Annotated in this window: 19 protein-coding genes and 1 pseudogene; 2 read left to right on the top strand and 18 right to left on the bottom strand. The window is 58.1% G+C overall.

The window, feature by feature from the left end:
- Positions 1 to 10 precede the first annotated feature (10 nt).
- From JZI28_RS00795 to JZI28_RS00755, 9 genes and pseudogenes are all read right to left on the bottom strand, one after another.
- Positions 11 to 1474 carry an aldehyde dehydrogenase family protein gene (locus JZI28_RS00795; protein WP_375698919.1) on the bottom strand — a complete coding sequence of 488 codons (1464 nt, stop codon included), beginning with the start codon at positions 1472 to 1474 and terminating at the stop codon, positions 11 to 13.
- Positions 1475 to 1795: 321 nt separating this feature from the next.
- Positions 1796 to 2356, bottom strand: coding sequence for a recombinase family protein (locus tag JZI28_RS00790; protein ID WP_047998007.1), 561 nt, complete (start codon positions 2354 to 2356; stop codon positions 1796 to 1798).
- A gap of 112 nt (positions 2357 to 2468) precedes the next feature.
- Positions 2469 to 5396 carry a Tn3 family transposase gene (locus tag JZI28_RS00785; protein ID WP_375698918.1) on the bottom strand — a complete coding sequence of 976 codons (2928 nt, stop codon included), beginning with the start codon at positions 5394 to 5396 and terminating at the stop codon, positions 2469 to 2471.
- 206 nt (positions 5397 to 5602) lie between these two features.
- Complete coding sequence (locus tag JZI28_RS00780) at positions 5603 to 5767, bottom strand: peptidase inhibitor family I36 protein (protein WP_375700060.1); 165 nt, start codon at positions 5765 to 5767, stop codon at positions 5603 to 5605.
- Positions 5768 to 6225: 458 nt separating this feature from the next.
- A pseudogene (locus JZI28_RS00775) lies at positions 6226 to 6717 on the bottom strand (FAD-dependent oxidoreductase); the annotation flags it as partial.
- Positions 6714 to 7013: a (2Fe-2S)-binding protein gene (locus tag JZI28_RS00770; RefSeq protein ID WP_297339597.1), complete on the bottom strand. Its 300-nt coding sequence runs from the start codon at positions 7011 to 7013 to the stop codon at positions 6714 to 6716. The gene JZI28_RS00770 and the pseudogene JZI28_RS00775, both read right to left, overlap by 4 nt.
- Positions 7010 to 9001 carry a hydantoinase B/oxoprolinase family protein gene (locus JZI28_RS00765; protein WP_375698917.1) on the bottom strand — a complete coding sequence of 664 codons (1992 nt, stop codon included), beginning with the start codon at positions 8999 to 9001 and terminating at the stop codon, positions 7010 to 7012. The genes JZI28_RS00770 and JZI28_RS00765 overlap by 4 nt, the downstream gene beginning before the upstream one ends.
- Positions 8994 to 11060: a hydantoinase/oxoprolinase family protein gene (locus tag JZI28_RS00760; protein WP_375698916.1), complete on the bottom strand. Its 2067-nt coding sequence runs from the start codon at positions 11058 to 11060 to the stop codon at positions 8994 to 8996. Before JZI28_RS00760 ends, JZI28_RS00765 begins: the two co-directional genes overlap by 8 nt.
- 97 nt (positions 11061 to 11157) lie before the next feature.
- A complete protein-coding gene (locus JZI28_RS00755; protein WP_375698915.1) occupies positions 11158 to 12048 on the bottom strand; it encodes a LysR family transcriptional regulator in 891 nt (296 codons plus the stop codon).
- A 104-nt stretch (positions 12049 to 12152) separates the two neighbouring features.
- Here JZI28_RS00755 and JZI28_RS00750 point away from each other — a divergent pair, with 104 nt between their 5' ends.
- Complete coding sequence (locus JZI28_RS00750) at positions 12153 to 13247, top strand: NAD(P)/FAD-dependent oxidoreductase (protein ID WP_375700059.1); 1095 nt, start codon at positions 12153 to 12155, stop codon at positions 13245 to 13247.
- Positions 13248 to 13249: 2 nt separating this feature from the next.
- Here JZI28_RS00750 and JZI28_RS00745 read toward each other — a convergent pair whose 3' ends face one another.
- Positions 13250 to 14575: an NAD(P)/FAD-dependent oxidoreductase gene (locus JZI28_RS00745; RefSeq protein WP_375698914.1), complete on the bottom strand. Its 1326-nt coding sequence runs from the start codon at positions 14573 to 14575 to the stop codon at positions 13250 to 13252.
- A 171-nt stretch (positions 14576 to 14746) separates the two neighbouring features.
- Between JZI28_RS00745 and JZI28_RS00740 the strand changes: the two genes are divergently transcribed.
- Entirely contained in the window at positions 14747 to 15253 is a 507-nt protein-coding gene (locus JZI28_RS00740) for an Lrp/AsnC family transcriptional regulator (RefSeq protein ID WP_375698913.1), read from the top strand.
- Here the strand turns inward: JZI28_RS00740 and JZI28_RS00735 are convergent.
- The 8 genes from JZI28_RS00735 to argE form a co-directional block, all read right to left on the bottom strand.
- Positions 15250 to 16911 carry an ABC transporter ATP-binding protein gene (locus JZI28_RS00735; RefSeq protein WP_375698912.1) on the bottom strand — a complete coding sequence of 554 codons (1662 nt, stop codon included), beginning with the start codon at positions 16909 to 16911 and terminating at the stop codon, positions 15250 to 15252. The genes JZI28_RS00740 and JZI28_RS00735 overlap by 4 nt on opposite strands.
- Positions 16911 to 17771, bottom strand: a complete 861-nt coding sequence (locus tag JZI28_RS00730; protein ID WP_348484060.1) for an ABC transporter permease — start codon at positions 17769 to 17771, stop codon at positions 16911 to 16913. Before JZI28_RS00730 ends, JZI28_RS00735 begins: the two co-directional genes overlap by 1 nt.
- The gene (locus JZI28_RS00725; protein WP_375698911.1) at positions 17768 to 18673 is read right to left on the bottom strand and encodes an ABC transporter permease; all 906 of its coding nucleotides are present in this window, start codon (positions 18671 to 18673) and stop codon (positions 17768 to 17770) included. Before JZI28_RS00725 ends, JZI28_RS00730 begins: the two co-directional genes overlap by 4 nt.
- Positions 18674 to 18811: 138 nt before the next feature.
- Positions 18812 to 20422, bottom strand: coding sequence for an ABC transporter substrate-binding protein (locus JZI28_RS00720; protein ID WP_375698910.1), 1611 nt, complete (start codon positions 20420 to 20422; stop codon positions 18812 to 18814).
- A 290-nt stretch (positions 20423 to 20712) separates the two neighbouring features.
- Complete coding sequence (locus JZI28_RS00715; RefSeq protein ID WP_375698909.1) at positions 20713 to 21624, bottom strand: 2-hydroxyacid dehydrogenase; 912 nt, start codon at positions 21622 to 21624, stop codon at positions 20713 to 20715.
- The gene (locus JZI28_RS00710; protein WP_375698908.1) at positions 21621 to 23009 is read right to left on the bottom strand and encodes an aspartate aminotransferase family protein; all 1389 of its coding nucleotides are present in this window, start codon (positions 23007 to 23009) and stop codon (positions 21621 to 21623) included. Before JZI28_RS00710 ends, JZI28_RS00715 begins: the two co-directional genes overlap by 4 nt.
- A gap of 3 nt (positions 23010 to 23012) precedes the next feature.
- On the bottom strand, positions 23013 to 23831 hold the full coding sequence (locus JZI28_RS00705; RefSeq protein ID WP_375698907.1) for a GNAT family N-acetyltransferase: 819 nt from the start codon (positions 23829 to 23831) through the stop codon (positions 23013 to 23015).
- A gap of 127 nt (positions 23832 to 23958) precedes the next feature.
- Positions 23959 to 25074: an acetylornithine deacetylase gene (gene argE, locus JZI28_RS00700; RefSeq protein ID WP_375698906.1), complete on the bottom strand. Its 1116-nt coding sequence runs from the start codon at positions 25072 to 25074 to the stop codon at positions 23959 to 23961.
- Positions 25075 to 25179: the final 105 nt, after the last annotated feature.

Here is a 25179-nt window from a genome sequence, read left to right as displayed (position 1 = left end):
TCTTTTAGTGTCACAGATCAATCAGCACGGATTTGCTGCGGCGGTTGGCAAGAAAGGCTTCGCGCCCCAGGTCCTTGCCCAGGCCGCTCGCCTTCCAGCCCCCTGTGGGCAAGATGTGATCCTGCGAACGCCCATAGCGATTAACCCAGACAGTGCCCGCTTCCAGCGCCTTGGTGACACGCAGCGCCCGTGAAAGATCACGGGTATAAACACCGGCACAAAGCCCATAGGTCGGATGATTGCCCAGGGTTAGAGCCTCTTCCTCGCTTGCAAAGGTCTGCAAGGTGACGACGGGGCCAAAGATTTCTTCACTCACCGCAGGGTTGCGGTCAGTGACACCGGCGATGATCGTTGGCTGATAGAAACTGCCCTTCCGATCAAAGGCTTTGCCGCCACACAGCAGCTCTGCGCCCTCGGATTTGGCGGCCTGGACGATGCTGTCGATCCGCTGCAGCTGCTGCGACGAAATAATAGGTGAAAACCCGGCAGGATCCTCCCAGGTCGCGGCTGGTTTTTCCTGAGCAAAGGCCAGGATGAGCTTTTGCGCCAGCGCATCCGCAATATCGCGATGAACAATCAAACGCGTCCCCGCAACACAGGTCTGCCCTGCATTGGGCAGAATGCCACGGGCAAGACAATCGGCCACCAGCTCCAGGTCCGCATCCGCAAAAACGATCTGCGGCGACTTGCCGCCCAGTTCTAGGGTCATCGGCTTGACCCCCGTCTTGGCGATGTTTTCCATGATCGCTCCGCCTGCGCGGGTTGAGCCGGTGAAACTGACCTTGGCAATATCTGGGTGGCCGGTGATGGCCGCGCCGGTGGTTTGGCCGTCGCCCAGAACGATATTGATCAACCCGGCGGGGATACCTGCCCGCACCGCCAGTTCTGCCATATATAGAGTCGAAAATGGCGTCATCTCGGAAGGTTTCAAAACCACCGCGTTTCCGGCGGCCAAAGCCGGGGCCAGCTTCCAGCCCGCCATTGAAATCGGATAGTTCCAGGGGGTGATTGCCCCAACAACCCCATAGGGTTCATGGGAGATAAAGCCCAGCTGCCCAGCAGAGGTCGGGGCCAGATCGCCCCCTTCCTTGTCGGCAAATTCGGCAAAAAACCTGATCTGTGTTGCGGTGATCAAGACATCACCCACGGCTGCTTGTCCCACAGGCCGGGTGGAACAGACCGCTTCCAGTTTGGCCAGTGTTTCGGCTTCGGCCTCAATAAGGTCAGCCCAGGCCTGCAGCGCGCGAAGACGGTCGCGCGGGGCACATGTCGCCCAACCCGAGGTGCGCAGCGCTTGTTTTGCCGTCTCAACAGCCTGATCGACGATGGCGGCATCCGCCCTGGCGATGCCTGCCAGGCTGCGGCCATCGGAGGGAGCTGTCACCGCAATCTCTGCCGCTGCCGGGACATAGGCGTTTCCGATGTAGTGCCCTGTGGGCAGGGTCAATGTGCTGGGATCAAATGAACGTTTCATGGGCGCCGATCGTGATTGGATTTGTGCTCAATCTAAGCCTTGGGGTTCGGCAAGAAGGGCCGAAATCCCGCCAAATGCGGCACAAAATTTTCCTTACTGCGGGTCTTTCACGCTTTCGCTCTCGATAGCGGCTGAAACCGGTAGCGGGCGCAGCGGCGGTTGCGCCCGCAAACGACCGATTTTTGCAGGCCCCACCTGGCCCATTTCTGCAAGAATGCGCCCCGCAGCAAATTGGCAATAGCGCCCCTGACAGCGCCCCATGCCGATGCGACACTGGGATTTGGCCCCGTACGCACGAAGGGGTTCAAAAACGGCCACATTTCATGAGAGTGCTGTTGTGCGCTTGATGCGGTCGATTGTTGCGACACCGACGTTGAAGTCGCGCGCGATGGCACGAATGGATTTTCCCTCTTTGAGCATGGCCCTGACCTGATCCTGCTGGTGTGGTGTCAGCTTCAGCTTGCGTCCGAACTTCACGCCGCGTTTCTTTGCGGAGGTCCGTCCTTCTTCTGTGCGTTCATTGATGATGTTGCGTTCAAGTTCAGAAAGTCCAGCAAAAACAGTAAGTAAGAACTTTCCCATGGAGCTTGTTGTGTCGGCCCAGGGTTCCCGCAGGGAGCGGAATGATGCTCCGACGGCCTCTACCTTCTGGGTAATCACGAAGAGATCACTGGTTGATCGGGCCAGACGGTCGAGGCTGGTGACGACCAACGTATCACTGGGCTGTAGGGAAGCGATCATCTTTTCAAGCTGAGGCCTGCGCCGGTCAAACCCCGTGATTTTTTCCTGGAAGATCGTGTCACAACCTTCGCTCTGGAGGTGTTCGATCTGACTTTCTAGGTTCTGGCCAGTCGTCGAGACCCTCGCGTACCCGATCAGCATGGATTTTGCCCGGATTTAAGGCGCCATATACGGAACAAATATACGGATTTTACAAGGCGCTGATTTTGCGCACAAAAAAGGTCGTTCCGTTTGTTATAAGTTTCGGAACGCATCATGCTGCCATCCTCATCTCTTCGAGGGGAAGGCGCGTATCCATATCGAGATCAAAGACACCATATGGGTTGAAGTGGCTGTGCGGCAGCGGGTTCAGCGCTGCCATGTCGCGGGCGGTCATCTTTTCGCGCCAGGGGCGCTCACGAAGTACCTGCTGGATCATGAGCGTATTCACATAGACCATCGCCGCTTGCAGCAGGTGCAGGCTGAGGACAGAGATTTCATGATCGTCACGACGGTTGGACACCAGCTCATTACCATTGCCGTAGAAGATGAAGTCGTTCACCCCGTTCCAGCGCTCTATGACATTGAGCCCGGAATGGATTTCGCGGCGCAGCTCCGCGTTGCCGAGATACCGGCATAGAAAGATCGTTTTGACCGCCTTGCCCAATTCCAGAAGTGCCGAGAACACTGGGTGCGTTTGGCCCCGTGTGAAGCGGCGGAGGATGGTCTCCGCATCGGCTGTCCGCAGCTTGAGGGCAATCGCAAGGCGGATCATCTCATCGTAATGCCGCGCGATCAGATCCCAGTCGATGGGTCGGGCCGTGCAAATCGGCTCAATATTTGCGAAGCGGCGGTCGGCCTGCTTGTCTGCGCGGGAGAGTTTTTGGCCGGCGATACCTCTCAGGCGTGGCATCAAGTCGAAGCCAAGAAGGTGGCAAAAAGCAAACCCCACGACGCTTTGTCCGTGAGTATCAACAAACTGGCGGTCGATATCCAGGTCCGTGCCGTGGTGCAGTACGCCCTCAATCATGGACGCAACCTCGGAAGACGAGACTTGTTTCAACTGTGAATGGACACAGGTGGCCTGCTTATCGACATGCCAATAGATCATTACACCACGCCCGCCATAGCGCTGATGCCACTCGGTCATCAGGTTCTGGTCCCAGGATGCCAGTTGCGTGGAATCCGAGGCGCAGCTCGTACCCGAATCTCCCCAGATATCGGAGCTGCGAATGCGGTAGGTGGCATCTGCAATCCGGCGGGTTGCATCCTGCAGTGCTGTTTTGTGAATGAAGCGTTGCCGGATGTAGAGCAACTCCTTGTAGCTGACCTTATGGGGGCCCGCCGCAATGGCCTTGAGCCCGATATTTGTCCCGATCCCGAACAGGGCGAGCAAGAGACGCCGGGAGACCTCTTCCTGCGGCAAGTTCTGCCGAGACCCCGCTGCACGGAACAGCGGCGTGAACTCTGTGCGCAGATCGACTTCCTTCAGCACATCCAGAAGGCTGGTCATCGGCCACCGTCGGCCAAGCTCCGCTTTAAGGTCTTCCAACCCCACAGGATCAGTCTGTGGACTCAAGGGACGCAAGGATAGGCGCGCGCCTCCGGCCCGAGCCTTGAGTTTGACATCCCTGTTGGCCGGGAAGCCTTGATCAAAGGCGCTCAGGGCCTCTCTCATGCCGTCTCGCAACGCCTGGACAAACTGAGCCGCACTCTGGGGCTGATCAAGCAAGTCGAAGTAGTGCGCGCGGCGCGTATCAAAATCGGCTGGTAGATCTTGGTCCGGATCGCAATATCGCTTTGCACCCTCTATCCAGATTTCTTTTGTCCGCAGCTTCTCACGCAGAGTCTGAAGGACACATATCTCGTAGTTGATGCGATTGACGCGGACCACGTCTCCAGGGCCCACCTCGAGAACAATGTCTCGCCACTTGGGGCGAATAACACCGTCGATCGGAACCTCCTCCTCAGCATAAAATTGTGGCTTCCGGTCCGATGGCTCCGTCAATACGGCAAGGGCGGCCAACAACGGCTCGGCACTGGTGCTGCTCGTCCGGAACGTCAGTGCTCTCAAGATCACTGGCAGGACGCGCCGGTAATGCCGCGCATAAGAGCGGCGGATTGTATGATGCACGCGGGTCGTGAATGAAGGCGTGTCTGCCTGGTAGGTTTTCGCCAGCTCACGGATCGTCTCACGCGGGACGACCGGGTAGATGACCTGCGGGATGTCGCCTTCCGGCTGCCCATCGACTGCGAGCACGATCTTGCCCAAAACCGTGTCTTTGCTTTCCGCCTTCCGAAAGTCAGCGACATATTCCTTGATCACCTTACTCTCAGCGCGCGCAGATATCTTGTGGATGATGCTGATCACCAAATCGCCCAGATCATCTGTCAATTCTGCGGCTCTGATCGCGCAAAAGCAACTGAGCAGGGCATGCCGTACAGCCTCGGGACGGCGGCGCATGTCCCAAGCATCTTCGCTGGCGGCGCGGCGAGCCAGGCTGGCGATATGGTCTGGATGAATGCCCTCCAAGAGATGAGGCGGTAGGCCGATGGCACGAACCATCTCTAACCGCGCCACAGCATCCTGAACGGCCTGTACGCTTGCCCCGCCTGGACCTCGCGCAAGCTGCGCAAATCGCGATGCGGCCTCATCGGTCGTCAGCAAAGCATCCAAGGCGTGTTTGTGCGCCAACGTCAGCCGCCCTGAAATCTTGGCGTATTGCCTGTGATCGAACTGGCGTTCCGATTGAGCCATCAGCTTGTCCAAGCGCGATTGCTCTGGTCGGATGAAACGATTGGCTAGAAACCACGCTGTCATCCGCTCATCAAGCGCCGACACCTGCGGCGCGTTCGGCAAGACCTCAACCACAAGCCATTCCACAAATTCGCCAGAAGCGGCTCGATCAAATCGCCGCAGCCGCAAATGATCCGAAACCAGACGGCGATACCGGCGATCCGAGCGCTCTGGTACATCTGATGGCAGCGGACCGTCATACTCGATCTGTTCCGCCAAAAACTGCACAACAGCCTCTGGCATGGCATCCATTCGGTTAGGAAATCTGGCATGGCGTTGGAAAAACTTCAGGTAGTATCCGAGTACAAGCCGTTTCGGCCCAGGCAACCCCTTCAGCAGCGGCTGCTCTGAGGGTTGCAAAACCCAATGTAAACGCAGGGCCTCTGCTGACCAAAGCTGTTCCATGCACGCTCCAAGTTAATTTATATCGGAGCATATATACGGATCAGTCCGCCATATCAACTCAAAATGCACAACCAGAAAATGTGGCCGTTTTTGACCCCTTTCGTGCGTACAGGGCCGATTTGACCCGATTGATTTCAGGGCCAACCCGCCGCGCCGCAGCCTGAATGTCGCCAAGCGCCACCCCTTCGCATCGGCAAATCACCGTATCAGACGGCAGTTGTGAAATAAGCTCCTGCGGCACCTGAAAAGCCTGCGCCAGACCAGAGGCAAACCGTTGCATCCGGGCATAGCGTCGGTGCACGCGCTTGCGCGGGTTGCAGGCACGCCCCATGTCCTCCAGACAAGCGGTTGCGGCGATCTGTCCGGCACATTCTGCGGCATCAGCCCCCAGAATGCGCAGCCCGTCCCCAGCCAGATAGACGCCATTGCCAAGGCGCCCGGCAGGATCACTTGTCGGCAGCCACTGTGACCATTCAGGTGACCAGCAGAAATTTGCCCCAGCCAGATCCGCAAGCTGTGTATCGGCCATAAGGTGCCAGCCCAGCCCCACCCCGTCACTGGCTGTTCTACGGTCTTGGCCTCTGTGATCTTGCCAGCTGATTTGGGTCGGCCCGGCCTCATTTGTTGTGATCTGCAAGTTGCGCACGCCTGCCTGGTAGCGTCGCCCCAGTATTGCCCGCAGATAGGCCCCGCGGAGCGTCACGATGGGGCGCGCCCTGGCCATAGCCCAGGCTCCCTTAACCTGTTGTCGCATCGGGGCCGTATCCAACACCGCTGCCACCTCGGCCCCCGCCCGGATCAGTTGCGCCGCCACCAAGGTCAGCAATGGGCCGGTGCCGGCCAGAACCAGCCGCCGCCCCAGGGCGATCTCTTGTGTTTTTAGGGCAATTTGCATGGCCCCCAAGGAAAACACACCAGCCGATTGCCATCCCGGAACCGGCAGCAAACGGTCGCCCGCGCCGGTGCACAAAATAAGGTTCTCATAGCCTATGACCTTGATACCATCCTGTGTCAGGACTTGCGCAGACTGATGGGCGATGGCTGTGACCGAGCTTTGGGACAGATGGGTCACCTGTCCATGTGACACCATCTGGTCAAAGCACTTATGCAGTGCCAATGCCTTACCCGCTTCCGACCCATACCGGTCCTTGGCACTGCGCGACGCTGTGCTCGCAGGGCGTCGGTAAATTTGCCCCCCCGCCTGGCTGGCCTCGTCCACCACTATCGGATGCAGACCTGCGGCTACGCAGGTTTGCGCCGCGCGAATTCCGGCAGGCCCAGCGCCTACGATGAGAACACCAGTGCTTAACGCCTCTGTCATGACAGCCATCCATCAGGGGCTTTTGACCTCAGCCGCAAGCCCGCGTGCAGTTGAGTTGAGCAGGCCCGCAAGCGGGCTCCCTCTTCTCGCCAGACCCAGCAGTCCTGGCAGGCCCCCATCAGGCAAAACCCGGCACGTTGTTCTGGCCCGAACTCAGCCGCGCGCAACGCGCCCCTGTTGGACAATATCGCGGTGAGGATGGTATCCCCCTGCTGGCCGGACAGCGGCTGCCCATCGAACAGAAACTCGATTTTAGGCCGCGTGACCGCTGTCAGCCGTTGCACGCGGGCCGTCATGCGTCACCCGGTTGTGCATCTCGTGCAAGCAGTGCCGCAAGTTCAGGGAAACGCGTGCAAATCTCGCCCAGCGCCGCCTCTACCCCCTCGGCGCCCTTGCGGTCGGTCATCCGCGCAAAAACCTCGGTTTTGGTAAAGAACCGCCAATGAATAGGCAGTTTGCCCAGGGTCGTGTTCAAGACCTCATAGGCGGCATCGCTCCATTGGGTCTCATAGGCAGTCCGCTCCGCTCCATAGTCGAACATGCTGTCCCGCAACGGGCGTTTCTTGCGCAGGGCCTGTGTCTGTTTCTGATCAACGATGCCGTTGTCGATGACGACACCGTAGTCATGGGCCGCCGCCTCTTGCGAGACATAGCCACAGGCGACATCGCGCGCCACGCGTTCAGGGGCGCGCAGGTATGGATCACCTCGTCCGCCACCGCCGGCAGAGCGGATCATCAATACGTCACCGGGTTGCAGCACGGCTGTATCACGGTTGCCCAGATCCGTTTCTGCAGGCTGACCGGGGTTCAATACCATATGCGCCAGGCCCGCAGATTGCCCGCCCAGAGTGCCCCATGGCCGGAACTTTGAACGATCCCGATTGCGCGCTGTAATCCGGGTGTCGGGCGCAAAGACGCGAAACGAGAGCTCCGTCGCCAGCCCGCCGCGCCATTGCCCTGCCCCGCCGGTATCCTGCGCAAGACCATAGCGCAGCACCTCTACGGGGACCTCGGTTTCGGTTATCTCGATCGGTGTGTTCTTGAGATAGGCCGCATCCGCGCCAGACCCGTTGGTCCCATCGCGATGGGGCATCCCGCCACCGCCGCCCACAACCGGGTTCACCGCTGCAATCACCGTTTTTTGGTGGCGCTCGTCCCGTGTCATCACATTCACGATGCAATTGTTGCCTGCAGGGGCTGCGGGCATTTTATCGGGAATGGCCTGGGCAAAGGCTCCAAAAATGACCGACCGCAGCCGGGCACAGGTCAGGGACCGCATCCCTACCGCAGCCGGCGCTACCGGATTCAGCACCGATCCTTTGGGAGTGATGCAGGTAAAAGCGCGGGTCAGGCCCGTGTTCAACAAAATTTGCGGATTCAGGGTGTACAGCACATAATAGATCCCCACCAACAGTATCGTATGTCGAGGATCCCCACCTGAGGGTACGTTCAAAGACGAGCCCAGCTGCGGATCAGAACCGGAGAAATCGAGAACCGCCTGGTCCCCCTGGATGCAGAGCTTCAGGTGCAAGCGGCATGGATTGCCCGCATCGCTGTCTTCGTCGGCGTAGTCCGCAAAGATGTATTCCCCGTCCGGCGTCGCCCGTAGAATGGCCCGCGCTTCGGCTTCGGCCTGGTCCATCAACTGCGACACCCCATCGACAAAGCCGGTTTTGCCAAACCTTTGGATCATCGCCTGCACCTTGCGTTCACCGGTGTTCAAAGCCCCGACAAGCGCCTTGATGTCGCCGATGTTCAGCCCTGGCTTACGGACATTGGTTTCCATGATCCGCATCACCGTCTCATCAAACTGGCCTTCGTGCACCAGCTTCATCGGGGGGAAGCGCAGACCCTCCTGGTGGACCTCTGTCAGCGACCGGCTAAGGGAGGCAGGCACAGCGCCCCCCATGTCGGTGTTGTGAATATGCCCGCCCGTCCAGGCAACGATTTCACCCTCGCTGAACACCGGTTTCCAAAGATGAGTGTCGGGGGCATGTGTTGCGACGTGGCCGGAATAGGGATCATTGGTAAAGGCGACATCGCCCGGTCGATAGTCCGACACCATATCAATCGCACGGCCATAGGTCAGACCCGGATACCAGGTTGCCCCCAGGTCCATTGGCACAGCAAAGGTATCGCCGCGCCGATCCATCAGCATGACGGTGAAATCCTGCGTTTCTTTTACAAATGCCGAATGCGCTGTGCGGTGCAGGGTATGCGCCATGTTTTCAGCGGCGGCGCGGGCATGGTTTGCCAAAACCCGCAGTGTCATTTTATCAGTCATGAGCAGAGCCCTCGATATGCACAACGATGTTCGAAGCAAAATCCACCTCGGCCGTGCACTCCTGTGGAATGATCAGCGTCGTGTCTTCTTGTGAAACAATTGCTGGCCCGCGCAGCTGGGTGCCAGGGGACAAGGTCTCGCGCCGATACAGCGGAACATCGCGGTAGCTGCCGGTGTAGACCAAGACGGTTTTTTCTGACTCTGCCGTGCTGGCACTGACGGTTTGCGCCGGAATTTCAGGATTTGGGCCTGCGCCAACAATTGCCAGCCGCAGATTCACAACCTCGATCAGCCCCTCTGGATCCGCAAAGTCATAGATACGGGCATGGGTTTTGTGGAAAGCGGCAGCGATGTCACAGGCACTCTCCAGCCACTCTGGTTTGAGCGTAACTTCGATCTCAAAGCTTTGACCTGAATACCGCATGTCGGCGGTCAGCTGCAGTTCAGCGGGGCCATCATGGCCCTGCCTGCTCAGCCACGCATGGCCCTCTTGCGCAAGCTCTGTGAACTGCGCCTGTAAAGCAGGGACAAGTTTATCATCAAGCCCCGCAAAGACGGTGCGGATGAAATCCCCCCTCAGGTCAGCCACCAATCCACCAAGCGCTGACACAACACCCGGGCGACGGGGGGCAAGAACCCGTGTCATACCCAGATCCCTTGCAAGGAAAGCCCCCAGCATCGGCCCGCCGCCGCCAAAGGGCAGCAATGTGAATTCCCTCAGATCGACACCTTCGCGTGACGCGAGCTTTTCGACCTCGACGAACATTTCGGACAGCGCAATGTTCAAGATCGCCTGGGCCGTTTCTTCGGTGCTGCGCTCTAGCTGCGCGGCCAACACAGCCACGGCTTGGAGTGCCAGATCCCGATCCATCCGGAGCTGCCCATAGGCCAGATCACTATGCCCCAGCCAGCCGCAAACAGCCATTGCATCTGTCACCGTCGCCTCGGTGCCACCGCGCCCATAGCAGGCTGGCCCCGGGGTGGATCCAGCAGACCCCGGTCCCACCCGCAGGACACCATGGTCATCAACTGACGCAATGGAGCCGCCACCGATGGCAATTGAGCTGACCGAAACCGAAGGAATATACAGCGGGAAATCACCAATCATTTCCCCAGTGCCAAAATTCGCCGCGCCGTCGATGATCAGGGCAATATCGGCAGAGGTGCCGCCAATATCCAGGGTCAGGATGCGGTCTTCTCCGGCCTGACGTGCCAGCCAGGCAGCGCCCGTCACACCAGATGCCGAGCCTGACAACAGCATGGAAACGCAGTTCTCTCGCCCGTCGCCTGCGCTCATCACACCGCCGTTTGATTTGGTGAGCAAAGCCTTTGCCGGGATATTCTTGCTGGCCAAACGCGTCTCTAGCGCGTCGAGATAACCGGCGACACGCGGGTGCACATAGCCATTCATAATCGCTGTACATCCGCGTTCATACTCGCGGATCACCGGCCAGACTTCGGAGGAAGTGAAGGCAAAAACCCCCGGTGCCATGTCCAAAATCATGTCTTTCACCCGCCGCTCATGGGCGTCATTGCGCCAGCTGTGCAAGAAAGAAACGATAATGCCCTCAGCCCCTGCCAAAAGCGCCTTTTGGATGGCTTCTGCAACAGAGCCTTCCTCCAGTGCGGTGGTTTCTTCCCCCTGTGCATTCAGCCGGGCTGTCACACCAAAGATATGATCACGCGAAATCAGCGGCGCAGCGCGGTGGCAAAACAGGGAATACATCTCGGGCATGCGCAGGCGCGCCAACTCAAGCACATCTTCAAAGCCGGCGTTGGTAATCATCGCCAGCTTGGCGCCTTTGCGCTGCAACACCGTGTTAATTCCCACGGTGGTCCCATGCACAAACCGCGTCACTGTCTCGGGCAAAAGCTGGTCCCGCTCTTCCAGCAGTGACAACCCTGTGGTCAGTTCCGCGCCCGGATCATCGGGAGTTGTCAGAACTTTCAAAGTTGCCAAACGGCCGGAATTCACTTCCAGCGCACAGAAGTCCATGAAGGTGCCGCCAATATCGACGCCGATCTTCCAGTCTTCACGATGAGGTCTAGTCCCATCCATAATTTGCGTCCCTTTCAATCTGTTGTCCCTAAGGGAACAGATTGAGCGGAGACCGTCCAAGACGCTTACGGTGCAAATCCATAAGCCACACTTATGGCTATTCCGTGTCGTCCCTTTCACAGATCGCCCGCAACTCTGCGGACATGATCTGATCGGCCTGGGACAATGGCCTGTCCTTTAGCGTCAACAAAGATAGGGGCAATTTGGGACTGTTGGCCAAGGGACGCACCACCACACCCTGAAATTGATGCCAAGGCAGCAGGGCATCCACCAAAGCGACACCTAACCCGGCCTGAACAAATCCAACCGCTGTAATTGAGGAATCAATTTCCAAATCGGGTTGAAACCCCAGCCCCTGCGCCTGCGCCGCCTGTTGCAATTCATCTCTGGGACGGGTCTGCGCCCGGTATGAAATAACGGTGCGATCCGCCAACATATCAAAACTGATTTCCGAGGCGCTGACCAGATCAGACTGTGCCGACATCAAGCAGCAGAAGGATGTCCTATCAATGACGTCTGCGCATATGTCTGGCGGCATTTGATCATCTAACGCCAGCGCCAATGTGGCGTCCCCTGCCCGCAACATGGATATCAAGGTGTTGATCGGGGCCACATGCGCGCGCAATTGAATGTTCGGGTGTTTTTGCCGCAGCATGGCCAATGCATTGGGTAAAACCGACATGGACGGCGGTGCCGACGCGGCAATACGGACAAGCCCCGACCGCCCCTTTCGCAGATCTGTCGATTTGCGGCGCAGACCTTCGAGCCCGGCAAAAAGGCGTTCGGCATCGGGATAAAGCTCTAGCGCCTCGGGGGTGGGATGCAGGCGTCCCTTTTCGCGACTAAACAGCAGAAACCCAAGCTCGTCTTCGGTGTGACGCAAGACCTGGCTGAGGGCCGGTTGCGAAATATTCAGCATACGGGCAGCACCGGTCACGGTGCCGATCCGCATGACGGCTGTAAACACTTCCAATTGGCGCGCGCGCATAACAACTCCATAGGCTATCCTTATAGGTGTCACAGAAAGCCGTCTTTGACGCAAGCGGTCGTTGCCTCTTTGATGGATGCAGGGGGTATTGTGCTGTGCATGTGATGATCTTAGGCGGCGGTCTTATGGGAACCGCCACGGCGTATTTTCTAACCCAACGCGGAGTCCGCGTGACGCTGATTGAGCGCGGCCATATTGGTGCCGGTGCAACCGTGGCCTCCTTTGGGAATATCAGACGGTCGGGGCGGTATCTGCCGCAGATGCCCCTGGCCAATCGCTCACTGGGACTGTGGTCAAAGCTGGAAACCTGGCTGGGTATGGATGTCGAGTTCCGCGCAACCGGGCATTTGCGGCTTATCTTTGACCACGATGGCCTGGCCCTGATGCAGCAATTTCGCAAAGACGCGCTGGATTGGGGGCTGGAACTGGAGGTTCTGGAGCCAAAGGCCATTCGCGAACGGTTTCCGGGGCTGGGTCCCGATGCAATTGCGGCGTCTTTCTCCCCCGATGATGGCTCTGCCAACCCGCGTCTCATCAGCCCCGCCTTTGCAGGTGCTGCGGCGCGCGGCGGCGCCACCATTCACGAGCAGGCCCATGTTTCTGAAATCAGTAAAACGGCCAGCGGCTTTGAAGTGGTGACCTCAGCTGGTACATTTTCTGCCGGCCGGCTTGTGAACTGCGCCGGCGCCTGGGGGCCTGACATCGCGCGCCGCTTTGGCGAAGAGGTTCCTATCACTTTGGCAGGGCCACAAATGGGGGTCACAGAGCCCCTGCCCCATCGCATTTTACCTGTGGTCGGGGTTTGGTCAAAACAACACGGGGCCTATTTGCGCCAAGTCGAGCGCGGCAATGTGGTCTTTGGCGGCGCGGTTGCGCGCACCCGGGTTGGGGCAGACGGATTTGCCAAAATTGATCCACACAACCTGTCAAAGCAGTTGCAAGAGGTTGTGAAACTGGTGCCCGCCCTGCGCCAGGCGACCGTTATTCGGCAGTGGTCTGGCGTCGAGGGCTATGTCGAAGACATGCTGCCCGTGATGGGGCCTTCCGGCACCACCGACGGTCTTTTTCATGCCTTTGGCTTTTGTGGACATGGCTTCCAGCTGGGGCCGGGCGTGGGTGATGCCATGGCGGAACTTATCACAACGGGGAGCTGCACCACGCCGCTGGCGCCTTTTGAAATCGCACGGTTCAGCGCATGAGGTCAGAACTCAGAAACTTTGCCCCATTGGCTCTTTGCAAAACGGGACAGTTTGTATTGTCCCGTTTCAGTAACCGGTGTCCGCCCCAACACCATATCCGCCATCAGGTGGCCGACACCGGGGCCAATACCAAACCCATGCCCGGACAGACCCGCCGCCAGAGCCAGCCCCGGCATTCCGATATCGCTATCAATGACCGGAACGCCGTCTGGAGTGCTGTCGATATACCCGGCCCAGGAGGCCTGCAGAGGCACATTTTGCAAAGCCGGAAACAACTGGCGCCCCTGGGCCAGAGTTTTTGCAATTGTGGGCGCATCCGGGCGCGGGTCCAATATACGCATGTGCTCCATCGGCGTCGGCTGATCCAGCTTCCACTTTTTCAAACCGTCAAAATTGCAACGCCAGGCCTGCGGCCCGCCAGGGGCCAGGGAGCGCCAGCGGCGCAGAAACATCGGCAGAAAGTGCTTAGATCCGCGCAGCATACGCGGGGTAGGATCGACCTTTGCCAGGCCCGAGATGGCCAACGTATAGCCGCCATCGCCGCGCCGGGTGACAGAGACCTCTTTGGTGTGCACCGCATCTGGCAGGCCCTGCGCCCCGGGTGCCACCGAAAGGATCGAGCTGCGCACCGAGGACTGCGGGAAGAAAATACCCAGCTGATGCAGGAAACTGCCGGCCCAGGCGCCGCCAGAAAGCACAACTTGTTTGGTCTGGATCACCCCTTTTTCGGTGACCAAGGCGCTGACCGCTCCGCCGCTGGTTTCAAGTCCGCGCGCCGCGCAGCCCTGCAGGACAATTCCGCCGTGCTTCACGACCCCCTGCGCAATCATCGGCGCCGCCGCCGCAGGGTCGGCAATACCATCCGTCGGAGACCAGACCCCGCCCTTCCAAGCCTGCCCAGTGGCCGCCACGTGTTCGGCAGCTTCCGTAGCGGTCAACATACGGGTATCAACGCCCTCACCACGGGCAAAATGACCCCACCGGGCCCAGCCTTCGATTTCGGCCTCATCGTTGGACAGATAGATCAAACCACAGCGACGAAACCCAATTTCAGCGCCGCAATCCTGCATCATCTCTTCCCACAGAGACAGACTCACACGCGACAAGGGCAATTCACGGGCATCCCGGTTTTGCTGTCGGCACCAGCCCCAGTTTCGGCTGGATTGCTCAGCTCCGATACGGCCCTTTTCCAGCAGCACCACTTTTTGCCCGGCCCGCGCCAGCCAGTAGGCGGTGCTGACGCCAACAATACCTCCGCCAATAACCACTGTATCCGCGTGTTGCGGACAATCGGTTGCGGACAAAATGTGCAAGAGCGGAGCAGTCATCAAAAAATCCCAAATCTTTTCTTAGGAAGTAACTTGAAACAAGCGATGCGAACTACCGGATTGGGTGGAAATTCAGCATATTCTGTTAAAGAGCCACCCAGCGAATGGTTACAGGACCAGCAAATAGTATGCTCTTATGAAGAACGCACAGCCATTCACGTGGAATTTTGAATGACCCAGACCTACAAACTCGACCGTATCGATGTGAACATACTGGCTGCTCTGCAAGAGAATGGGCGGATTACCAATGTTGAGCTCTCGGAGATTGTCAACCTGTCGCCCTCCCCCTGCCTGATGCGGGTGAAGAAGCTTCAGAAGGCTGGCTATATCTCCGGATACACCGCTTTGATTGATGTTGCGAAACTGGGTGAGACGCTGACGGTGTTTACGGAATTCACTCTCAAAAACCACCGCCAAATCGACTTTGCGCGCTTTCAAGAGACCCTGGAAAAGATCGATAACTGCGTTGAATGTCACCTCGTTTCAGGCGGTTATGACTACCTCGCCAAATTTGTAACCGCCGGCATTTCGGACTATCAGAATATTGTGGAAGCCCTGATCGACAAGGATGTTGGCATCGACAAGTACTTTAGCTTTGTCGTGATGAAGACGCCCTTTGTGAAAAACCATCTTCCACTCGGGCGTCTGTTTGGGGATCGGGTTCACGACCAGAGCTAACGGCCCTGCATGGCTTTTGCCAGCTCTGGGTTGTGTTCGAGGTTGGCCAGCCAGTCTGGGTCCAGCTTGGGCACCGATGAGATCAACAGCCGTGAATAGGGATGTTCCGCGCTCTCGTTCATCTGTGCTGCGGGCAAGGATTCGACGAGCTCCCCTTTCAGCATGACAAGAACATCATCGCAGATCGCTTCGACCGTCGAAAGATCATGGCTAATGAACATATAGCTGAGCCCCAGGTCCCGTTGCAGGTCCTTGAGCAAATCCAGCATGGCCGCAGCTACTACCGTGTCCAAAGCCGATGTGATTTCATCGCAAAGGATCAGGTCCGGTTCCGCCGCAAGCGCCCTGGCAAAATTCACCCGCTGTTTTTGTCCGCCCGACAGCTCCCCCGGGAGCCGGTGCCGCATTGCCGCTGGCAGCTGCACCATATCCAACAGTTCAATCACACGCCGCTCACGTGCCTTGCCAGTCATACCGTGATAGAACTTCAGCGGTCGGGACAGAATGGATTCAATCGGCTGGGCTGGGTTCAAAGCCGTATCTGCCAATTGAAACACAATTTGAAGCCGCCGCAGTTGATCTTTGGAGCGGTCTTTCAGATCTGGCGAAAGGGCCTCACCCTGGGAAAATACGTCGCCCTTGTAGCGGGGCAAAATGCCGGCAACCGCCCGAGCAAGCGTCGATTTTCCCGACCCGCTTTCGCCGATGACCCCGAGATTTGTGCCTCTTTCCATCTGAAAGTTGATGTTATCCAGAACTTTGAACTCTGCCTCGCCCGAACGTGTCGGCCCGTAGCCCGCAGAGAGGTTGTTGACCTCAAGAATGGGGGCTTCGGCCTTGGCCACGGGAGATTTGACCGAGGCAAAAGGCACCGGTTTGAAGGCGGCTAACAATTCCTGGGTATAGGGGTGTTGCGGCGCGTCCAAGATGTCTCGTGTCATCCCGACTTCCTGAATTTGCCCTTCTTTCAGAACAATAATGCGATCCGCAACCTGCGCCACCACTGCCAGATCATGGCTGACATAGACACCGGCCATGCCGCTCCCCTGCATCACCGATCGAAACGCCCTGAGAACCTCAATCTGCGTGGTGACATCCAGCGCCGTGGTTGGTTCGTCAAAGATGACAAGCTGTGGATCGCCGATCAGCGCCATCGCCGCCGACAATCGTTGCAGCTGCCCACCCGAGACCTGATGGGGATAGCGTTGCCCAATGCTGTCAGGCTCAGGAAGCGCCAGCGCGCGGAACAGCTCAACCGCCTTGGCTTCGGCTTCGGGACGGGGCATCAGATTATGAATGTCGGTAATTTCGATGACCTGATCCATGATCCGTTGCGACGGGTTAAAGGCCGCCGCAGCGGACTGCGGAATGTAGGAAACTTCTGTCCCACGCAACCGGGCGCGTTGGGGTTCTGTCAGTTTGGTAACATCCTGCGCGCCCAACTGAATAGAGCCGCCATTGATGGAACAGCCCGGGCGACAATGGCCCATCAGCGACAGCGCGATCGTTGTCTTGCCCGATCCGCTTTCGCCAATCAGTGCAACGATCTCACCCGGTTGGATGTCAAAACTGACATGGCGAATAATCTCGACCTCGCGGCCAGAATCCGTCACCGCGCCGATCACAAGATCTCGAACAGACACAAGGGGTTGGCTCATCAGTTGCTCCTGTCGCGGATTTTTTGTGGAAGGTTATCGATGAACATATTCACCGAAATAGTCAGGGAGGCGATTGCGATACAGGGGAAGATCACCGCAGGCGCCCCAAGGCTAAGGCCCTCGATGTTTTCACGTACCAACCCGCCCCAGTCAGCATGGGGCGGTTGCACACCAATGCCGAGGAAGGACAGTCCCGACAAAACCAAAACGATAAAGACAAAGCGCAGGCCAAGGTCCGCCAGCACCGGCCCCAGGATGTTAGGGAATATCTCGGTGCGAATAAGATATCCCGTTTGCTCACCGCGGGCACGGGCCACGGTGACAAAATCCATCGTGTTCACATTCACCGCCAAAGCCCGCGCAAAACGGTAGCTTCCGGGCAGGTAAATCGCGGCCAGCGTCAGAACCAGCACAGGGATGGACGAGCCAACGGCAGCAACAACAACCAGGCCAAACAACAAGGAGGGAATGCCGTTAAACGCATCCAGCAGGCGTGACAGGATCGTATCAAACCATCCGCCAATCACAGCCGCGATCATGCCCAGAACAATACCGCCGCTACAGGCCAGGGTGACTCCGGCCAGTGAGATGCCGACGGTATATCTTGCCCCCATCAAAACCCGACTCAGGATGTCCCGACCCAGATAATCCGTGCCCATCCAATAGCTTTCGCTGATTGGGCCAAAGTAGTCCCAATCCACAATTTTGCCCGGCGGATAGGGAATAATCCAGGGGGCGATTATAGCGATCACCGCCCAGAACAGGATTATGGTCAGGCCAATTCGTCCCGCCATATTAAAGGAATAGCCATGACCAGTGATTGAGAATTTGCGTTCGGAGCCTTGAGTATCTTGCATCATTTCCGCAGCCTTGGGTTGGACAGAGTGGCGATCACATCAGCCAAGGTGATCAAAGAAAGATAGCTCACACAGAACACCATCGCGCAGGACTGGATGAGCGGCAGGTCACGCGTTGCAACGGCATCCACCATCAGTTTGGCCACCCCCGGATAGTTGAAAACGGTCTCGACGATGATGACGCCACCGACGAGATAGGACAGCGACAGCGCCACCGCATTGGCGATAGGGCCCAGCGCATTGGGCAAGGCATGATGTAGAACCATGCGTCGACGGCTTGCCCCTTTCAGAAGGGCCATTTCGACATAGGGTGTTTTGATTGTCTCGATCACGGCAGCGCGGGTCATGCGGATCATCTGCGCCGACACAACACAGGTCAAGGTGATGACAGGCATCGCATAGGCTTTGAGCAGCGCGGCAAAATTGCTGGCATCCGCCCCGTAGCTCAGGGCTGGCAGCCAATCCAGCCAGACCGCAAACACCAGAACCGCCAGTGTGGCGACCATAAATTCCGGAATGGAGATCACCGAAATCGTCAGGATCGACACAAGCCGATCCAGCAGGGAATCCTGCCACATGGCTGCAGCGATACCGCAGGTCAGGGCAAAGGGGACGCAGATCACGGTGACAACCCCTGCCAGCCGCAGGGAGTTGGAGAGCCGGCGTCCAATTAAATCAGCAACACTGATGTCGTTGACATAAGAGCGCCCCATATCGCCAGTGGCGAGCCCGCCCAGCCAGGACAGGAACCGCGATAATGCGGGTTCGTTCAACCCCATGGCATCCCGCAACCCGGCGACAGCATCGGGGGTTGCCGCCTGCCCCAATAGGATCTCAGCGACATCACCGGGCAACAGTTCGGTGGCGAAAAATACCGCAAATGAAACAATGATTAATGTTATCAATGCGATGCCAATTCGGTGTGCGACAAGCAGCCAGGTTTGAGACGATCTATGCAACGCGGGCTCTCCGGATCTGGGTCTTAAAAATGCGCGTTCCCTGCGCCGGGAAACCCAGCGCAGGGACATACTGATTTAAGTCTGTTAGGCGTCGAGCCAGACGTATTCGGCAAATGCATAGCCCATTTGGCCGCCCAACGGGTTTGAGCGCAGACCTTTCACAGAGGTGGACAGTGCATCCACGTTTGCCAAATAGGCCGGAATGACCGTGCCCGCGTCATTGGCAATCATCTCCTGCATCTCCCAATAGATTTCCTTGCGGAGATCCTCGTTCAAAGCGCCACGCGCCTCGATCAGCATCTTGTCGAACTTTTCGGATTTAAACTGGCTCTCGTTCCACTTGGCATCCGAGCTATAGAGCAGCGAGAACAGAATATCCGGTGTGGGACGTGGGTTGATATTGCCAAAGTGAATGGGCGCTTTCAGCCAGTATTTGGACCAGTAGCCATCTGCCGGCACCCGCTGAACGTCAAAGGTCATGCCGATTTCCGACCCTGCCTGCTGAACCACCGTCGCCATATCAACAGAGGCCGTTGCCGCATCAGAAGCAACGATTGGAACCGACTCGCCCAGCAGGCCGGACTTGGCGAACAATGCTTTGGCCTTCTCCGGGTCATAGGCTTTGGGGGCCAGCTCAGAGTTGTGATAACGGTTTGCCGCAGACACTGGCTGGTCGTTGCCGACGGTCGCCATACCGCGCAGAACCGATTTTTCGATCACTTCGCGATTGATCAGATGCTTCATCCCTTCGATGAAGCCCGCTTTGGCACCGGGCTCCATGTCCAGACGAATGTTCAGGTTGGTATAATTGCCGGAGCTGGTAACAGATGACCAAACGTGGTCCTGGCCTTCCAACATACGGCGCGAACGACCCTTGATGGAAGCGCCCATGTGAATGTCACCGGACAGAACCGCATTTACACGCGCGTTGTTGTCGGTGATGGCAAAATACTCAAAGCTGTCCAGATAGGGGCCATCCTTAAAGTAATTCGGATTCTTCACCGCGATGGATTTCACACCCGGTTCAAAGGTCTCCATCATAAAGGCGCCGGTGCCGTTGCCCTTTGAGAAATCAGTCGTGCCATCCGCCACAATCATAAAGTGGTGCAACGACAGGATCGTGGGCAGGTCGGCGTTGGATTCCTCGAGAACAATTTCAACGGTCAGATCATCAACCGCCTTAATCGCGGTCATCTGCTTGGCGATGGAATTGACCTTGGACCCAACCGCCGGATCCAGGTGACGGTTCATGGAAAACACCACATCCGCCGCAGTAAAGGGCTTACCATCGTGGAAAGTGACGCCGGATTTCAGCTGAACAGTCCAGGTTTTTGCATCGGCAGACTCAATGCTGTCGGCCAGTTCCATTTGCACCTGACCAAATTCATCCAAGAAGGTCAGCCGGTTGTAGATCGCACAGCAGCGGACGTAATCAGTGGACAATGAGGCCTTGGCCGGGTCGAGCGTATCGGCGGTGGATGACGACCAGCCCGCCGCTTTCAAATGGCCACCAAAGACCGGTGTTTCAGCCACCGCGCCTGTTGCGCCCAGCAGCAAAGATGATCCTGCGCCGACGGCAACCCCCGAAGCAGCCAGCATCTTCAGCAAGTCGCGCCGCGTTGCACCACGCCGGATCGCATTTTCGACCATTGTATCGTCGCGACCGGTCCAATTTGTTGGTTTATTATTGGTCATGTTCAATCCCTGTTTGTTGTGGGGCCCGCGCAACCGCACAGGCAAGAAGCATTCTTGAAGAGTGACAGCCTTAGTCTGGTCAGCAACAGATTGCGTCGCGAGACGGTGAGACCCGTTCCTCTGGTGAAACCAGAAGAGAGGTAGACCCCAGTGCCACAGCACTTCCTGAACTCATCATCCGCCAGTAAACCTGCGCATATTGTTTGATATCCGGGCCTCCTGCGGCAGAATCTTCCAAGTTGGTGAAGTCCGCAGAACATCTGATTGCCGACCTTCGCCACCCGCGCCTTTCAATAGCCATTGGTTTGATCCACCAAACCCGGTGGAATTTCCCCACGTTTCAGGGCCTGGATAACATTCAGCGCGTGGTGCGCCCCTTCATATGCGTCGGTCTGCGCCGCAATATGCGGCGTGATGATCACCTGCGGATGTGCCCAGGCCCAATGGCCTTTGGCAAGCGGCTCAGGATTGGTGACATCCAACATGGCAAAGGTCAGATCCCCGCTGTCCAAGGCATCCCGCAGATCATCCATATGCAGGTGCGCACCGCGCCCGGCATGAACCAAATGGGCACCTTTGGGCAGCGCGGCAAAGGTTTTTGCGTTCAGAATGCCCTTGGTTTCCTGGGTCAGGGGCAGCAGACAGACCAAGATGTCAGCCTGTGCCAGCACCGCCGACAAGGCCTCGGCGCCATAGATTTCAACCCCGTCAACAGGCCGCCCAGAGCGCGACCAGCCAACAACCGGAAAGCCCAAAGCGGTCAAGCTTTGGGCCACCAGTCGGCCGATCCGCCCCATGCCCAGCACGCCAACCCGGCGCGTGGTCGTGGCCCTGGTGTCCCGACTGTTCCACGCCCCTGTGCGGGCCTGCTGCAGATACGCGGGCATATCCCGATGCATCATCAAACAGGCCATGGTCACCCAGTCGCGCACCTGCGTTTCAATCCCCGGCGCCGCAGACCGGCACAGCATGATATGCTGAGGCAAAGCAGGCATCTGATCCACCCCAGCCCCAACGGACAAAACCAGTTTCAGGTTTTGGTATACCGTCAAATCAGATGGCGGCTGCCAGCAGGCCAATGCCGTGACGTCTTTGGCCTCCGCCCCCGAAGGAGCCTGGGTGAAAAGAGGCTCTCCTGCGGCGGCAAAGACCTCACTCCAGACCTTGGCCCGCGCAGGAAAGCTTTGAAGCAGTAGAGTCATCCGCGCAGCACGGCTCTGATTTCCGGATCTTCCAGGGTGAGATCAAGCACCTGTTTGGTTCGATCAACGATGGCGTCGATTTCATCAGCGGTACAGCACAGCGGCGGCGCAAATCCAAACACGCCCTGCGGAAAGGCGCGAATGATCAGGCCGTTGTCCCATGCACGATCAAACAGACGTGTCGCGGCCTGGAGCTCGGCGGGCACTGGAGTTTTCTTTGCCTTATCCGTGACCAGTTCAATCGCGGCCAACATCCCCCGGCCCCGCACATCCCCAACAAGGGGGTGATCTGACAATCCGGCCAGCCCCTTTTGCAAACGGTCCCCCATCTTGATGCCGTTTTCAAACAACCCGCCCTCATAAAGCTTCAGCACTTCCAGCGCCACAACCGCACTGACCGGATGCGCTGAATAGGTAAAGCCGTGGCCAACGGCCTTTGGCCCCGCCCCTTCGGAAATTGTTTGGTAGACGTGATCTGACAGGAACACGGCCCCCATTGGCGAATAGCCAGAGGTCAGCCCCTTTGCCGTTGTCATCATGTCGGGCACGATGCCTTCTTCTTCGCAGGCAAACATCGGGCCGGTACGGCCAAACCCGGTGATAACCTCATCCGCGATAAAAAGGATGTCCAGCTCGGCGCAGGTGTCGCGCATTGCCTTGATCCAGCCTTTGGGTGGCACCAAGACGCCTGATGAACCCTGGATCGGCTCTACATAGAAGGCGGCAACGCGTTCTTGCCCCAGCTCTGCAACCTTTGCCCTTAGGGCGGCAACCGATGCGGCAATAACGGTCGCAGGGTCGCTTCCCACCGGGTTGCGATACAGGTAATGCGACGGGATTTTATGCTGCCAATTGAACGGCACACCAAACCCGTCGTGAAACGCCGGCAGCGCAGTCAGGCCCGCGCCTGCAGAGGTGGAGCCGTGGTAGCCCTGTTCAACCGAGATATACTGGTCTTTCTGGGGCTGGCCTTTGGAATGCCAATAGTAGCGCACAAACCGAATGGTGCTATCCACCGCGTCAGAGCCGCCAAGCGTAAAGAAGATGTGGTTCAGATCCCCCGGCGCGCGGTCCGCCAACTCGGCCGCCAATTTAATGGGGGCCTCAGAGCCGAGATCAAAATACCCTGTCGCATAGGGCAGACGGCGCATTTGCTCGGCCGCGGCCTCAACAACGCTTTCATGGCCATAGCCGGCGTTCACACACCACAGACCGGCAAAACCATCCAAAAGCTGGCGACCATCAGAATCGGTGACGGTGGCCCCTTTTGCGCTTTTCAGGATGCGAACACCCCGTGCTTCGTGTCCCTGCCAGGACGAGACCGGATGCACAAAATGCTGACGGTCCAATTCGTGTAACGCGTTTGAATGCAGTTGAGTGTTCATTGTTTACCCCAAAGCCTGAGAAACCAGACCATAGGTCTGAAAGGTGTTGCCATAGGTGACCTGCTGCGGCTGAAGCACCATGCAGGTGCCGCCGCCGACGGGTTCCAGACCCAGCTCCTGCGCAAATGTGCCCAGTTCTGGAACCGGCGTATCAAGGCGCAGAAAAGAGCCGTTTTCTGTGTGCGCCGCTGTCGCCAGCAAACTGCGGGCCGTTTCCAGATTCTGCGCGACAATCGGGCCAAGCACCTTGCCACGGCCAAAATCACGCAGCATGGCAAAGCCCTGGTCGGTATAGAACACCTGCCCCTGCTCTGAGATCTGCTTCAGCAGATCGCCGCGCTCCAAGCCAGAGGCGGCCCTATCCATCGCGACCATACGGTCCAGATCGTAGCCATCGGTGTTCACCCCATCGGCGGGTGGAGCGGCCCGAACCAGCCCTTGGAACTGCGCGACGTCACCGATCGCTTTGAACCCCAGCTTTTCATAGAGCGGCAGCCCGTCCTGGGTTGCAATCAGCCGCATTTCACGTGCCCCAGCATACGCAATAACCGCATCCATCAGACCACGCCCCAGGCGGCGACCGCGCAGGCGCTCATCAACGATGATCATATTCAGGGTGGCAACATCGCCAAAAACCGAGGCAAGCGCCGTGCCCACAACTTCACCCTCTTGTAGCGCTACAACCCCTGTGGAGTGCGAAAGCGTCAGCGCCCAATCCTGTGTCCGGTGTGGCCATCCAGCCTCTTGGCTGAGCCGCACCGCTCCGGGCAAGTGATCTGCGGAGAAATCCACCAATTGGATCCTGTCCAAAGTTGTCGTCATAATTTCAATTCCATGATTACTTGCCCCCAGCCTACCGGCTTTGCCATACGCGTTGCGCTGCGTTTGAGGTGGGGAAAGCAGCAAAGAAACTGCATCGTGAGTGTTTGCAGCACAAAATGCTACGCAGCTAGTTTGCCAGGTGCTGGCCCAGCTTACAGATCATGTCCCGCGTTGCCTCCAGCTCTGCGCGGGTCAGATACTCTTCTGGTTTATGCGCCCGCGAGATGTCCCCCGGACCGCAGATGATCGAAGGGATTCCAGCCTGCTGAAACAGCCCTGCTTCGGTGCCAAAACTGACAGCCCCAAGGGGTGGTTTTCCAGAGAGTTCGCTCATGAGCCGGCTCAGGTCGGACTCTGTCGGTAATGCCAGCGCCGGGTAGGAGGAAATCCAGTCAACCTCCAGCGAAGATCCGGCCTGTGCGATAATCGGCGCCATCAGCTGCCGGGGATCGACACCGGCAATGGCCCGTGTTTCGATCAGCGCTTCGGCGTGATCCGGTATGATGTTGACCGCTTGCCCGCCCTGCACAACACCAATCTGAAGGGTCGAATAGGACGGCGCAAAACGCGCATCCTGCGATTGGGTCTTTAAGGCCTCAGCCTGCGCCGCAGCCGCACTAAGCGCCGGAAGCAAAGCGTGAATAGCATTTTGCCCCTGATCAGGGCGCGAGCTGTGACCGGACAAACCTTTGGCCCGCAGCCGCAGCGCCGCTTTCCCCTTGTGGGCCAACACGGGCTGCAATCCCGTTGGCTCCCCAACAATGCAGCCCAACGGCCTGGCACAAAGGTTTGGCAGCTCCGCAATCATATGGGGCACCCCTTTGCAGCCGGCCTCTTCATCATAGGACAGTGCAATATGAACCGGGGCAGACAGCGACAGGGCTGCCAGATCTGGCACCGCCGCCAGGACAGCGGCATCAAAGCCTTTCATATCGCAGGTTCCGCGCCCAATCAGGCGGTCCCCATCGCGGCGCATTTTGAAAGGATCCCCTTTCCATTCAGGCTCGCCGGCGGGCACAACATCCACGTGCCCAGACAGGATGTATCCCGGAACTGAGGGATCGCCAATGGTGGCAAACAGATTGGCGCGGTCGCCTTCTGGCCCGGTCAAAACACGAACCTGGGCTCCGTAGCTCTCAAGGTAATCAGCAATGAACTGTATCAGGTTGAGGTTTGCGTGCCCTACAACGGTGGGATACCCCACCAGCCTGCCTAACAGGTCTTCGGCGGTTAAAATTGTCATCTGCTGCCCCATTTTCTAACGTCACCTTATCTGCAGATAGTCTGCACCGGCTTCACAAGGCGCATCGGTTAAGCCCGCCGGTCAGATGGCAGGCTCTGCTGTTGT

This window comes from Pseudophaeobacter sp. TrK17, assembly GCF_042192375.1.
GTDB lineage: Bacteria > Pseudomonadota > Alphaproteobacteria > Rhodobacterales > Rhodobacteraceae > Pseudophaeobacter.
Note: the sequence above shows the minus strand (reverse complement) of the source record. Positions and strands in the feature narration are given on the sequence as shown.